Source organism: Chromohalobacter sp. HP20-39 (assembly GCF_033052815.1).
In the GTDB taxonomy this organism is placed as follows: domain Bacteria; phylum Pseudomonadota; class Gammaproteobacteria; order Pseudomonadales; family Halomonadaceae; genus Chromohalobacter.
In genome coordinates this window covers 1-14,272 of record NZ_JAWHTP010000012.1, presented here as the reverse complement: position 1 = coordinate 14,272, position 14,272 = coordinate 1, and the positions used below count along the sequence as shown (strand labels likewise).

Sequence of the window (14,272 nt, the reverse complement as noted above, 5' to 3'; positions counted from 1 at the left end):
TTTGCCGCCTGCCGACGGCCCGAACATACGTTATTGACGCATGTTCGTGATGGCGTTGAAAAGCGCCGACCTTGGGCCTATACGCTGCGGCTGGCTATACTGCGACACCGCGTCCCTTCAAGGCTAATGGATGGCTGTTTCAAACAAGCTCCTCGCTCCCCTGCGCACCCTGTGTCGCGCGTTGCTCGACCGTTGGCTCGACTATCGTCATGTCGAAGCGCCACGGCCCGCGCTCGATGCCACGCGGCCCACGCTTTACGTGCTGCCGCATCCCGCCTTTTCGGACAGACTGGCACTCGAGTTGATAACACGCCGCGAGGGCCTGCCCAGCGCCCGAGCCAGCGTCGCGCTCGGCGATACGCATCTTCCCGCTTGTATCGCCCTACCCCGGCTCAGTCGCGGGCTGACGCAGGTACACGGACGACGCTCGCCGCATCTCGACACCTTGCTGGCACAGCTAGCCGACGACCCTGAGCGGGACATCCAGCTAGTACCGGTAAGCGTGTTCTGGGGGCGCGCCCCGGGCAAGGACTTCGGCTTCTGGAAACTACTCGCGGCGGATAGCTGGCAGTGGAGCGGACGCCTGCGCCGACTCTTGTCGATGGTCGTCAACGGCAAGCACGTCCAGGTGCATATCGGCGCCCCGTTGCAACTACGCTCAATGGTCGAGACGCGTCCGCTGCCGGCCGCCCAGCGCAAGACGGCACGCGTGCTGCGCGTTCACTTTCGTCGTGTGCGCGTCCGCGTACTGGGCCCCGATCTCTCACACCGCAACACGCTGATTCGCGGCGTGGTCGACAGCCCACAAGTGCGCCAGGCGATCTTTGATGCGGCCACCGCCCGCGGCAACAGCCTCGAACGCGAAACACGCCGCGCGCGGCGCTATGGCCGCGAGATCGCTTCCAACACCTCGTACCCCGTGCTGCGCTTCCTCTACCAGTTGCTGCGCCGGCTCTGGAATCGCCTCTACGACGGCGTCACCGTCAACGGTCTCGACGACGTCAAAGCGCTGGCCGGCGATCACGAGTTGATCTACGTGCCTTGCCATCGCAGCCATATCGACTACCTGCTGTTGTCCTACGTGCTGTTTCGCGAGGGACTGATGCCGCCGCACATCGCGGCGGGCCGCAACCTCGATATGCCAGTAATCGGCGCACTACTACGTCGCGGTGGAGCGTTTTTTCTACGCCGCAGCTTTCGCGACAACCGCCTCTATGCGGCGGTTTTCAACGAATACGTGCATCGCCTGATCGCGCGTGGGCATCCACTGGAGTACTTCATCGAAGGCGGACGCTCGCGCACCGGGCGGATGCTGGCGTCGCGCCCGGGCATGCTGGCCATGACGTTACGCTCCTTCGCCCGCGACCCTCGCCGCGAGGTCGCCTTCATACCGGTCTATGTCGGCTACGAGAAGGTGCTGGAAAGCGGCAGCTATCTCAAGGAATTGCGCGGCGGGCGCAAGAAGAAGGAGTCGCCCTTCGACCTGTTGCGCATCGTGCGTCGCCTGCGCCAGCCGCACGGCCATGTCACGGTCAATGTCGGCGCGCCGCTCATGCTCAGCGGCTTTCTCGACCGCCAGGTGCCCGACTGGCGGGACAACCGTCGCCAAACGCGTCCCGATTGGCTGCACCAGGCCGTGCCCGCACTGGGCGCCACACTGGCCCAACGCATCAACGCTGCAGCGGCCATCACGCCGGTCTCGCTGGTCGCTCTGGGGCTTCTGGCCAATTCGCACCACGCCATCGAGGCCGACCTGCTCGAGCGTCATATGCGCTTACTGGTGGACCTGAGACGGCATCTCCCGGGTGGCGGGCGCATCACCCTGCCCGATGGCGCGCCTCGGGACTGGATCACCCATACCGCTCAGTTGGAGTTCGTCGAACGCCGTCCCCAGGCGCTCGGCGAATTGATACTCGCCACGCCGGAACAGGCAACTTTACTGACATGGTATCGCAACAACGTCTTGCACCTGTTCATCGACATGGCGCTGGTCGCCTTCGCATATCGGCATAACGCCCGCTTTAATACGGAGGAGTTGCTCACCCTGCTGGGGCCCACCTGGCCGGTGCTCGCACATGAATTCCACTTGCCCGACGAGGCCTTTGCACCACGCCTGGAACGCGCCCTGGCAGCGCTGGCGTCGGAAGATTTGCTGATCGAGACCGATCACGGTTGGGAGCGCCCGGCAGGGCACCTGGCCAGCAGCGAACATCTGCGCCTCCTGGGCCGGCTGGTTCAACCGACTCTGGAGCGCGGTTATCTGCTGTTGGCCGTGCTGCTGCGCGAGGGAAGCGGCACCCTGACCCGCGAGGCGCTGGAGGAACAAAGCCGTCAGTTGGCTGAACGTTTAACGCTGCTCTCCGGGCTCAACGCCCCGGAGTTCTTCGACAAACGCCTCTTCAGCGGCTTGCTCGACACTCTCGAGGCACAGGGCTGGTTATGGCAGGAAAACGACAAGCTATGCTATGACAGCTCGCTCGACAACGCTCAGCGTCGCGGGCAAGCGCTCTTCGACCCCAGCCTGCGCCACCGCCTGACCCAACTGGTGCATCGCCAGGCGTCTTGAGCCATGAGGCCGCGTTACGCAGACTTCAGGCTGCGATGCACATAGAGATCATAGCGACTGGTTTTGCCCTCGAGCACGTGATCGGGTGCGGGGCCATCGAGCGGCGGCGCGCGGCGGGGGCGCTTGACCACTACCCGGTGCGTGGCAACCTCCAGGGCGGCTTCCAACAGACGCGGCGCATCGTCATCGTCGCCGGCCAGTTCGCGGAAGATGCGCATCTCCTTCTTGACCAACGCGCTCTTGTCGCGGTGCGGAAACATGGGGTCGAGATGCACTACCTGCGGCGCGACGTCGTGATGCGCTACAAGCGTCGCCAGCTCACGCGCGGCATCGCCATTCGCCAACCGCATGCGCGCCACGATCTCGGCGGCCTCGTCATCCGCTCGAGCACGCCGCACGCCATCCTCGAGCAGTGCATAAATCGCCGCCACGCGCTCGATCAGCAACACCTCGGCACCGAGACTCGCCAGCACGAAGGCATCACGCCCCAACCCCGCCGTGGCATCGACGATACTCGGCGTCACGCCATGCGCCAGCCCGCATGCCTTGGCGATCAGTTGCCCACGCCCGCCGCCGAAGCGGCGCCGGTGCGCGACTTTACCGGCAGTGAAATCGATCCGCATCGGCACGCCATAGCGACGCGTGTCGCCCGACAGCGCTAGCCCCTCATCGCGCATGGCCAAGCACAAGGGGGTGTCGGCATCCGCCTCGGGTTGCCAGGGCAGCCCAAGGCGCGCTGCCAGTGCGCGTACCGGCTCGCCGATGGCCATGACCCGTTCGCTCATACCACCCACACCAGCAGCACGACGCCCAGGATCAGGCGGTAGATGACGAACGGCAGCATGCCGATGCGATCCAGCACGGCCAGGAACAGCTTGATGCACAGCCACGCCGCGACGAACGACATCAGCGTGCCCGCGATGATGGTGCCCCAGGCCACGCCTTCGCCCGCCTCGACAAGCTCGATGCCCTTGAGCGAACCGGCGGCGAGAATCAGCGGGATCGACAGCAAGAACGAGAAACGCGCGGCGGCCTGGCGGGTGAAACCCAGCAACAAAGCCGCCGTGATCGTGATTCCCGAGCGCGACGTCCCGGGAATCAATGCCAGTGCCTGGGCGAGCCCGATGATCAGCGCATCGCGCAGCGACATCGCGGTCAACGCATGCCGGCGGCTACCACGTACATCCGCCCACCACAGCAGAAGCCCGAAGACCAAGGTAGTGATGGCGATCACCAGCGAAGCGCGAAGGTATGACTCGATGACGCTTTCCATTAGAAAACCGATGATGACGGCCGGCAGGGTGCCGATGATCACCGCCCAGCCCAAACGACTCTCCGGTGTCGCCGGCCCACCACGGCAATGCGCTACCCAGTCACGCAATATCTGAATGACTTCCTGGCGAAACGTCAGCACCACCGCAGCTAGCGAGCCGACATGCACCGCGACATCGAAGGCCAGCCCCTGATCGGGCCAGCCCAACAACTGCGAGGGAAGAATCAGGTGGGCGGATGACGAAATCGGCAGAAATTCGGTAAGGCCTTGAATGACGGCCAGCGCAACGACGTGCAACCAATCCATGAGATGTCCTTGAAACAACGAAAACATGACGCTGCGTACGGGCGTGCAAGCACGCCATTATTATTCTCTGCGGCTTAGGAAAGCCTTAAGCGCGCTGCCAGGCTACTTCATTGCGTAGATACACCGGCACCGCTGCGTCAGGCGTCGGGCGCTCGCCCGACTGCCAGGCCTGCACAGCCAGATGGACCATGTCCTCGGCAGCCGGTTGCGGCTCGCGCAAGCATTGACCGAGCGCCGACTGCACCTCCACAGGCATCCGCTCGCGCAAGGTCCAGCCCGAGCCGATCCCCACCCAATCGACATCATGCGAGACCGCTGGCAGGCGCAATCGCTCCGGTGCCAACACGACCTCCGCCATGAGCGGCTCGAGCACGCCGTCATGACAGCGATAGGCTGCGGCATAGATCTCGTTCATACGCGCATCCAGTGCCGCCACCACGTAACGCGCATGCAGGCGCCGATGCGCGGCGAGTGCCAGAGTTTCCAGGGTGGATACGCCGATCAAGGGGCACTCGAGTGCGAAGGCCAGCCCCTGCGCCGTCCCGGCAGCGATTCGCAAACCGGTGAACGAGCCCGGCCCACGGCCGTAAGCCAGTGCGTCGAGATCGGAGAGCCCTACGCCTGCCTCGGCCAGCACGTCATCGACCATTGGCATCAAGAGGTGGGTGTGTTGACGCGGGGCGTCACGATAGCGGGAAATGACATGGCCATCGCGCCACAGGGCGCAGGAACAGGCGCTAGTAGAGGCATCCAAGGCCAGCAGAGTGGGCATCGGCGATCATCGAGCAACGGGTGAGCCCGCACTATAAACGGGCCACCGGCCATTGGCAAAATGCCCGGCGCGCTAGCCGACGCAATGCTTGACGCAGGTCGCCATTGCGCGGCGTCAGGGACGCCGCGCGGGAGGGAGAAGATTACCCTTCGAGCGCCGTCAGCACCTGCTGGCGGATCGCCTCGACACTACCGGTGCCTTCCACACGATGATAGGCTGGCGCGCTTTGCGGATCTTGCTGCGCCCATGCGCGGTAATACTGCACCAGCGGCTCGGTCTGTTCATGGTAAACGGACAAGCGGTTGCGCACGGTCGATTCCTGATCGTCGTCGCGCAGCACGATCGCTTCGCCCGTCACGTCATCCTTGCCCTCTTCCTTGGGCGGCTGGTACTCGACGTGATAGACACGCCCCGAGCCCGGGTGCACTCGACGCCCCGCCAGACGCTTGACGATTTCCTCGTCGTCCACGGCGACTTCCAGCACGTGGTCCAGCTTGACGTTGGCGTCTTTCATGGCGTCGGCCTGGGGGATCGTGCGCGGAAAGCCATCGAACAGGAAGCCGTTAGCGCAATCCGGCTGGGTGATCCGCTCTTTGACCAGCGAGATGATGATATCGTCGGACACCAGCCCACCGCTGCTCATGATCTCCTTGACCTTGAGTCCCAGTTCGCTTTCCTCCTTGACCGCCGTACGCAACATGTCGCCGGTGGAGATCTGCGGAATGTCGAAATGCTCGCAGATGAATTGGGCCTGGGTGCCCTTGCCTGCGCCCGGGGCGCCCAACAAGATCAAACGCATCGATAGTGCTCCTTGAACGAGTCATCACGTGTTCGTTATCGGCCATGGCATGCCCCATGAAGCACACGCCATCGCTTTGGGAATGGCCCATGACGATACCTGCACGGCTCGAGCGGCACAAGCACGCCCGCCTTACCTTAGCCATCCACGAAACTCTATAATGCGCCTATTTTCAGCGACTTGCCTAAGGCATTGCACTTTCGTCGCGCGCGTGACGGCCGGCTCTTTTTTGTCGCACCATAAAAAAGCGGCCCCCGAGGAGGCCGCTTCTATAATGTCACCTATGTGATTGGATCACATCAACAGGCGACGAATATCGCTCAGCGCCTGGGCCAAAAAGGCCGTGAAGCGTGCCGCATCGGCGCCATTGACCGCACGATGATCGTAGGACAACGACAGCGGCATCATCAGCCGCGGCGCAAACTCGGCGCCGTCCCACACCGGCTTCGTCTGCGCTTTGGAAACACCCAGGATGGCGACTTCCGGGGCGTTGACGATGGGCGTGAAGGCGGTGCCGCCGATGGAGCCCAGGCTGGAGATAGTGAAGCAGCCGCCCTGCATCTCTTCGCGCTTGAGCTTCTTCGACTGCGCCTTGCCGGCCAGCTCGACCGATTCTTTGGCCAGGTCGATCAGCGATTTCTGATCGGCGTTGCGAATCACCGGGACCATCAGGCCGTCCGGCGTGTCCACGGCGATACCGATGTGCACGTAGTGCTTCTGCACCAGCGTTTCGCCGTCGCTCTTCAGGCTGACGTTGAACTGCGGGAACTTCTGCAAGGCGTAGGCGCAGGCCTTGATCATGAACGGCAGCGGCGTGAGCTTGGCATCCTGCTTGGCGGCTTCGTCCTTCATCGACTTGCGGAAGGCTTCCAGCTCGGTGATGTCCGCCTCGTCGAACTGCGTGACGTGCGGCACGTTGAGCCAACTGCGGTGCAGGTTGGTCGCACCGGCTTTCATCAGGCGACCCATGGGTTTTTCCTCGACCTCACCGAACTGGCTGAAGTCGATGTCCGGCACGGCCGGAATACCCGCACCGCCACTCGGCGCGGCGCTGCTTCCGGCACCGCTGGCACGCTGCTTAAGCGCATTCTTGACGTAGCCCTGCACGTCTTCCTTCAGCACGCGCTCCTTGGGCCCGGTGGGCGTCACCTGGGCCAGATCGACGCCCAGTTCACGCGCCAGCATGCGCACCGCCGGGCCGGCATGCACATGCGCGCCCGCCGTCTTGTCGTCACCTTGCTTGTGGCGTGCCTCGGGGCTCGGCTCCCCCGTGGGCTGCTTGGCAGACGGCGTCGACTTGGCAGCGCTGGCTTTTTGCTGATCGGCATCGGCCTTCTGGTCCGCCTTGCCAGCCTCAGGCTTCTTGCCTGCACCGGCTTTCTTGGCCGGCTTCTTGCTACCAGCCACTTCTACATAGCCGATCAAGTCACCCTCGGAGACGCTGTCGCCTTCCTTGACCGACACCTCGACCACCTTGCCCTTGTAGGGGCTAGGCACGTCCATGGAGGCCTTGTCGGACTCCAGCGTGATCAGGGTGTCTTCCTCGCTGATCTCGTCGCCTTCGCTAATGGCCAGTTCGATGATCGGCACGTTCTCGCTGCCGCCGATGTCGGGTACACGCAGTTCCTTGCGGCCACCCTCATCGCCGCCTTCTTGCGTCTGATCTTCGGTGTCTTGCTCCTCGGCACCCGTATCCGAATCGGCACTGTCGGAGTCGTCTTCTGCCGGGACTTCGTCGGCATCATCGTCTGCGCCGTCACCTTCGTCGGCGATCTCCATGCTGCCGATCAGGTCACCCTCAGAGACGCTGTCGCCCTCCTTGACCGCCAGCGAGACGAGCTTGCCGCTGTAGGGACTCGGTACGTCCATCGAGGCTTTGTCGGATTCCAGCGTGATCAAGGTGTCTTCCGCGCTCACCTCATCGCCTTCACTGACCGACACCTCGATGATCTCGACGCCTTCGCTGCCGCCGATGTCCGGCACTTTCACTTCAACGGTGCGCTTGCCGCCGCCGGAAGACTTCTTCTTCGGCGCCGCCTTCTCGGGCTCGGCTTCGTCCTTATCCTGCGACTTGGCGTCATCCTGAGACTTGCCATCGTCCTGGGAGGACTCCTCGGCGTCGCTATCGTCCTGCCCGTCGCCGCCACCTTCGGCTTCGAGCTCGAGGATATCGTCGCCCTCGGAGACACTATCGCCTTCCTTGACCAACACCTTGACGACTTTGCCGCCCTTGGGCGCCGGGACGTCCATGCTGGCCTTGTCGGACTCCAGCGTGATCATGGTGTCTTCGGCGGCGATGACATCGCCTTCGGACACCGCCACCTCGATGATTTCGACGCCGTCACTGCCGCCGATATCGGGAACTTTGATGATTTCGCTACTCAAGGTCGCGCTCCTTTCCAATCTGGCAGTCTGGTCGTCCCGGCAACACATCGCGCCCGGGCAATACGACCAGACCAGGCAATCTGGCCATGGCCGCCGCCATGTTTAACCGGCAGCGGCACCTTGATGGGACACTTCAGCCCATGACATCAACGGGGCTCAAGACACCAGCGGGCTGGGCTTGGCGGGGTCGATGCCGTATTTCTTCATGGCATCATTGACGACCTTGGCGTCGATCTCACCGCGGTTGGCCAGCGCGCGCAGCGCCTGAATGGTCACGTAATAGCGGTCGACCTCGAAGAAACGACGCAGCGCTTCACGCGTGTCGGAACGCCCGAAACCATCGGTCCCCAGCACATGGAAGTCACTCGGTACCCAAGCACGAATCTGATCGGCGTAGAGCTTCATGTAGTCGGTCGAGGCGATGACCGGCCCCTCGACATCTTTCAGCTGCTGTGACACCCACGGCTTCTCACGCTTCTCATCGTAGTCGAGGAACTGCAACCGGTCGTATTCGAGCGCTTCGCGGCGCAGCTCGTTGAAGCTGGTCACGCTCCACACATCGGCGACGACGTCATGCTCGTTCGCCAGCATCTCGGCGGCGGCTTCGACCTCACGCAGGATCGTGCCGCTGCCCAATAGCTGCACGCGCGGCTGTTTCTTGCGACCGTCCTTCTTGCCTTCCTGAAGCAGATACATGCCGCGAACGATGCCCTCCTCGCTGCCCTTTGGCATTTCCGGGTGCGGGTAGTTCTCGTTCATCACGGTCAGATAGTAGAAGCAGTTTTCCTTGTCCTGGAACATGCGCTTCAGACCATCCTGCAGGATCACCGCGACCTCGTGGCCATAGCACGGATCGTAGGCACGGCACGACGGCACGGTCGACATCAGGATATGGCTGTGACCGTCCTGGTGCTGTAGCCCCTCGCCATTGATGGTCGTGCGCCCAGCAGTACCGCCGATCATGAAGCCGCGCGCCTGCAAATCACCGGCGGCCCAGATCAGGTCGCCGACGCGCTGATAGCCGAACATCGAGTAATAGACGTAGAACGGGATCAGCGGCAGGTGGTGGTTAGCGTAAGCGGTCGCCGCCGCGATCCACGCGGAGATGGAACCGGCTTCGGTGATGCCTTCCTCGAGAATCTGGCCTTTCTTATCCTCGCGGTAGTACATGATCTGGCCGGCATCCATGGGCTCGTACTTCTGCCCTTCGGCGGCGTAGATCCCCAACTGGCGGAACATGCCTTCCATCCCGAAGGTACGCGCTTCGTCGGGAATGATCGGCACCACGCGCGCGCCCAATTGCTTGTTCTTGACCAGGCCGTTGAGCACACGCACGAAAGACATGGTGCTGGAGACTTCGCGGTCGCCGGAGCCCTTGAGCTGGCTGGCGAACATCTTGTCGTCGAGCCCGGGAATCTCGAGTGCCTCGAAGTCGTTCTTGCGTGCCGGCAAAAAGCCGCCGAGCTTCTCGCGCTGGAGATGCAGGTACTTCATCTCCGGGCTGTCGTCATCGGGCTTGTAGTACGGGATGTCACCGCTTTCGATCTGCTCGTCAGTGATCGGCACGCCGAAACGATCGCGAAACGTCTTGAGCGCGTCGGTATCCATCGACTTGATCTGGTGGGCTTCCATGTCGGCTTCGCCGCTGCCGCCGCCCATGCCATAGCCCTTGACGGTGTGCGCCAGGATCACGGTAGGACGATTGCCGGCATTGTTGACCGCTTCATGGTAGGCCGCATAGACCTTCTGCGGATCGTGACCGCCGCGATTGAGACGGAAGATCTGCTCGTCAGAGTAGTCCTTGACCATCTCCGCGGTTTCATCGTACTTGCCGAAGAAGTGCTCGCGGGTGTACTTGCCACCCTGGGCCTTGTAGTTCTGGTACTCGCCGTCGACCGCCTCGTCCATGCGCTTTTGCAGCATGCCCTTGGTGTCCTGTTCGAACAGCGGGTCCCACTGACCGCCCCAGACGACCTTGATCACGTTCCAACCGGCACCGCGGAAGACGCCCTCGAGCTCGTCGATGACGCGCGAGTTGCCGCGCACCGGCCCGTCGAGACGCTGCAGGTTGCAGTTGATGACGAAGATCAGATTATCGAGCTTCTCGCGGCTGGCCAGATGCAGTGCGCCCAGCGATTCCGGCTCGTCGCACTCGCCGTCACCGAGGAAGGCCCAGACCTTGCGGTCCTTCATGTCCTCGAGCTCTCGCGAATGCAGATACTTCATCACGTGGGCCTGATAGATCGCCTGGATCGGCCCCAGCCCCATGGAGACCGTGGGGAACTGCCAATAATCCGGCATCAGGTACGGGTGCGGGTAAGACGGCAGGGCTTCGCCGTCGACTTCCTGGCGGAAGTTATCCATCTGTTCCTGCGTCAGGCGTCCTTCCAGGAACGAACGCGCGTAGATACCCGGCGTCACGTGTCCCTGAATATACAACAGGTCACCCTTGTGGTCCCCGTTGTCGGCACGGAAGAAGTGATTGAAACCCACTTCATAAAGCGTGGCACTGGACTGATAACTAGCGATATGACCGCCCAGGCCCTTATGCTTCTTGTTGGCGCGCAACACCTGAACCATCGCATTCCAGCGGATAGCTGAGCGAATCTTGCGCTCGATGAACATGTCACCGGGCATCTTGGCTTCACGATGCATCGGAATGGTGTTGCGATGCGGCGTGGTCCCGGAAAAGGGGGGTGAAGAGCCATCGCGACGCAGACGATCCGCCAAGCGGCTCATGATGTACCGAGCGCGCTCTTCGCCCTCATGCTCGATGACCGAGGCCAAGGAATCCAGCCATTCCGTGGTTTCGATCGGATCGAGATCGTTTCTTGCCTCCAGACTCATAGACGTCTCTCCGAATGAAGATTGTATGTCGGTCATGGCCCGTCTACGCATCGCGATGGGGCCTGTGGCGCTCTTCAGTGTGGGCGCGACCTTCTGTGGGTCGTGTCTCCGGGGAAAACTTTCTGTAATTTCCTTACAGCAGGGCGTGCAAGACGCACGAATTCAGGCCACGACGATACCGCAAACGCTGTCTGCTGCCAATTCGATAGGTCGCAAGCGACCTGCAAAATGCTTATTGCCCATACCACTCAGGACCAAGTCACGAGCCCAAGACAAAGGTTTACATGATGTAGTGAATTTACACGCACAATGAACGTCATGGCGCTTCATCCGGCATCTCCTCCAGGCAGCGATGGAAATAGGCCCAGTCGAAGGCCGGCCCAGGATCGGTCTTGCGCAGTGGCGCAATATGCGCGTGGCTGGTCACCCGCTCGACACTCAAGACAGGATAGCGCTCGCGCAAAGCGACAAGCACGCGTGCCAGGCAGCGATACTGCGCGTCGCGATAGGCGTGAATTTCATCGCCTTCCAGCTCGATGCCGATACTAAAATCATTGAGTTCACGGCGTTCACGATGGCCCTCCCACCACCGCGAGCGACCGGCATGCCAAGCACGCCGGTCGAACCCCACGAACTGTACGGCTTCACCGTCGCGGCGGATCAGCACATGTGCCGAAACCCGCAAGGTGTGAACCGTGGCAAAGTAGGGGTGCGCGGCGGGATCGAGACGATTGGTGAACAAGCGCTCGATGGCATCGCCACCGAAGCTCCCCGGCGGCAGACTAATAGAGTGCAGCACCAATGCCGACACTTCACCCTTGGGGCGCACATTATGATTGGGCGAGACGACGTGTCGCGCCGTGGTAAGCCAGTGATTGTCGACCCGCATGCCTGCTCCTATCTTTTCGGGACGCGCTTTTCGGGACGCGCCCCGATGAACAACGTACCCCTGACCGAAGCGCCGTGAACCCGGTATAATACTCATATTGTCGCACATCAAAGATAAGGCGCCCGACATGCAATATCGCGAAGCCCTTGCGGAGGATATCCGTACCAGTGCCGCCCGCCTGCTGGCCGAGGACGTCGGCCCCGGTGACATCACCGCGCAGTTGATCCCCGCCAAGCAGTGGGCCTGGGCGCGCGTCGTGGCCCGCGAGGACGCGGTGCTGTGCGGGGTGGCGTGGGTCGATGAGCTTTACCGGCGCCTCGACCCGAGCGTCAAGCTCCATTGGCATGCCGCCGATGGCGATGCTCTGGCGACCGATGAGACCTTTCTCGAGTTGGAAGGCCCCGCACGCAGTTTGATGACCGGCGAGCGCGCGGCCCTCAACCTGCTACAGACCCTCTCGGGAACGGCGACGCGCACGCGTCATTATATCGCGCAGGTTGCGGACACCGGCGTGGCGTTGCTGGATACGCGCAAGACCCTGCCCGGCCTACGCCTGGCACAGAAGTACGCCGTTACCTGCGGGGGTGGCCACAACCACCGCCTAGGGCTACACGATGCCTTCCTGATCAAGGAAAACCATATCGCCGCCTGCGGTGGCATTGCCAAGGCCGTCACCGCCGCGCGCCGCATCGCCAGCGACCTGCCGGTGGAGGTGGAAGTCGAAACGTTCGAGGAGTTGGACGCCGCCTTGGATGCCGGAGCCGATACCATCATGCTCGACAACTTCGATCTCGAGACGCTGCGCGAGGCGGTCGCACGCACGGCCGGGCGCAGCCGCCTGGAAGCCTCCGGCAATGTCAGCGAGGCAACGCTGCGCGATATCGCCGATACTGGTGTCGACTGCATCTCCATCGGCGCGCTGACCAAGGACGTCAAGGCCGTCGATCTATCGATGCGCGTCGTGCGCACCGAAACGCTCTGACTGTCTTCATGCGCCGTTGCCGTTGACCTAGCGGGCTCAGCGGCCGAACGCCAGCATCCGCTCCAGGGGCTTGAGGGCCTGCTGACGCAGCGCCGCCTCGATGTGAATCTCGCCACCGCCGTCACTGAGGGCGCGCTCGAGGCGATCCAGGTCGTTCATCGCCATCCACGGGCAGTGCGCGCAACTCCGACACGTCGCGCCGTTGCCCGCCGTGGGCGCCTCGAAAAGCGTCTTGTCCGGCACCGCCTGTTGCATCTTGTAGAAGATGCCCCGGTCGGTGGCCACAATCAGACGTTGCTGATCGAGTTCGCGCGCGGCCTTGATCAACTGCGAGGTCGAACCCACCACGTCGGCCAGTTCGACCACCCCCGCCGGCGACTCGGGATGCACCAACAAGGCGGCGTCGGGATAGACCTTCTGAAGATCCAGCACGCCCTGAGCCTTGAACTCCTCGTGCACGATGCAGGCACCATCCCAGAGCAGCATGTCGGCGCCGGTACGCTCGCGGATATAACGCCCCAAGTGCTTGTCCGGCGCCCACAGGATCTTTTCGCCGCGGGCCTGGAGATGCTCGATGACCTCGACCGCAATCGACGAGGTCACCACCCAATCCGCACGCGCCTTGACCGCCGCCGAGGTATTGGCATAGACCACGACCGTGCGGTCGGGATGCGCATCGCAGAACGCCGCGAACTCATCCGCCGGACAGCCGTCATCCAGCGAACAAGTCGCTTCCAGCGTGGGCATCAACACGGTTTTCTCGGGGGACAGGATCTTGGCAGTCTCGCCCATGAAGCGCACCCCCGCCACCACCAGGGTCGTGGCCGAATGCTGGGCGCCGAAGCGTGCCATCTCCAGGGAATCGGCCACACAACCGCCACTTTCCTCGGCCAGTTGCTGAATGGCGTCATCGGTATAGTAATGTGCCACCAAGGTGGCGTGGCGCTCGCGCAGCAAACGCTTGATCGTTTCGGACTGCGCGCGTTCCGGCGCACTCGGCGCGGCCGGAGAATACGCCCGGGCCAGCGGCGAAGCCGCTTCGGGCACTTTCGGTGTCATGATCGTCATCGTGTCTACCACTGTGACTGGCAGGGGCTCCCCCTGCATAACGAGAAGCGTCGCGCCGCGATCTCTTCGCGGCCACACCGCACCCGATATCATGATACTGCCCGTCGCTACCGGCTTGCCAGCATCGTGGCCACATCGATATCGCCATGAAAATGAGGCCCAGAACGCAAAAACCCCGCCTCATGCGAGACGGGGTTGAATGCTGGTGGGTCGTGTAGGATTCGAACCTACGACCAATTGGTTAAAAGCCAACTGCTCTACCACTGAGCTAACGACCCATAATATGTCAATTCAGACAATTTTTGGCGGCAATGGTGGGTCGTGTAGGATTCGAACCTACGACCAATTGGTTAAAAGCCAACTGCTCTACCACTGAGCTAACGAC

At 62.5% G+C, this 14,272-nt stretch carries 10 protein-coding genes and 1 tRNA gene; 2 read left to right on the top strand and 9 right to left on the bottom strand.

The genetic code is table 11. The features are described from left to right. Positions 1-130: 130 nt before the first annotated feature. Positions 131-2,566 carry a glycerol-3-phosphate 1-O-acyltransferase PlsB gene (gene plsB / locus RVY79_RS16100; RefSeq protein WP_317465463.1) on the top strand — a complete coding sequence of 812 codons (2,436 nt, stop codon included), beginning with the start codon at positions 131-133 and terminating at the stop codon, positions 2,564-2,566. A 14-nt stretch (positions 2,567-2,580) separates the two neighbouring features. Here plsB and RVY79_RS16095 read toward each other — a convergent pair whose 3' ends face one another. From RVY79_RS16095 to ampD, 7 genes are all read right to left on the bottom strand, one after another. Continuing rightward, positions 2,581-3,351 (bottom strand): class I SAM-dependent methyltransferase, encoded by a 771-nt coding sequence (locus RVY79_RS16095; RefSeq protein ID WP_317465462.1) that lies wholly within the window; start codon positions 3,349-3,351, stop codon positions 2,581-2,583. Continuing rightward, the gene (locus RVY79_RS16090; protein ID WP_317465461.1) at positions 3,348-4,145 is read right to left on the bottom strand and encodes an undecaprenyl-diphosphate phosphatase; all 798 of its coding nucleotides are present in this window, start codon (positions 4,143-4,145) and stop codon (positions 3,348-3,350) included. Before RVY79_RS16090 ends, RVY79_RS16095 begins: the two co-directional genes overlap by 4 nt. Positions 4,146-4,230: 85 nt before the next feature. Beyond that, entirely contained in the window at positions 4,231-4,917 is a 687-nt protein-coding gene (gene tsaB, locus RVY79_RS16085; protein WP_317465459.1) for a tRNA (adenosine(37)-N6)-threonylcarbamoyltransferase complex dimerization subunit type 1 TsaB, read from the bottom strand. A gap of 142 nt (positions 4,918-5,059) precedes the next feature. Next, a complete protein-coding gene (gene adk / locus RVY79_RS16080) occupies positions 5,060-5,716 on the bottom strand; it encodes an adenylate kinase (protein ID WP_317465458.1) in 657 nt (218 codons plus the stop codon). 294 nt (positions 5,717-6,010) lie between these two features. Continuing rightward, on the bottom strand, positions 6,011-8,101 hold the full coding sequence (gene aceF / locus RVY79_RS16075; protein ID WP_317465456.1) for a dihydrolipoyllysine-residue acetyltransferase: 2,091 nt from the start codon (positions 8,099-8,101) through the stop codon (positions 6,011-6,013). Positions 8,102-8,257: 156 nt separating this feature from the next. Then, positions 8,258-10,948 (bottom strand): pyruvate dehydrogenase (acetyl-transferring), homodimeric type, encoded by a 2,691-nt coding sequence (gene aceE / locus RVY79_RS16070; protein WP_317465455.1) that lies wholly within the window; start codon positions 10,946-10,948, stop codon positions 8,258-8,260. Positions 10,949-11,264: 316 nt separating this feature from the next. Next, positions 11,265-11,837, bottom strand: a complete 573-nt coding sequence (gene ampD / locus RVY79_RS16065; protein WP_317465454.1) for a 1,6-anhydro-N-acetylmuramyl-L-alanine amidase AmpD — start codon at positions 11,835-11,837, stop codon at positions 11,265-11,267. 127 nt (positions 11,838-11,964) lie between these two features. Between ampD and nadC the strand changes: the two genes are divergently transcribed. Further along, a complete protein-coding gene (gene nadC / locus RVY79_RS16060; protein ID WP_317465453.1) occupies positions 11,965-12,819 on the top strand; it encodes a carboxylating nicotinate-nucleotide diphosphorylase in 855 nt (284 codons plus the stop codon). Between the two features lie 36 nt (positions 12,820-12,855). On the opposite strand, the gene nadA is transcribed toward nadC, so the two are convergent. After that, the gene (gene nadA / locus RVY79_RS16055) at positions 12,856-13,887 is read right to left on the bottom strand and encodes a quinolinate synthase NadA (RefSeq protein WP_317465451.1); all 1,032 of its coding nucleotides are present in this window, start codon (positions 13,885-13,887) and stop codon (positions 12,856-12,858) included. 203 nt (positions 13,888-14,090) lie between these two features. Then, positions 14,091-14,165: transfer RNA gene (locus RVY79_RS16050), tRNA-Lys, on the bottom strand. Positions 14,166-14,272 lie beyond the last annotated feature (107 nt).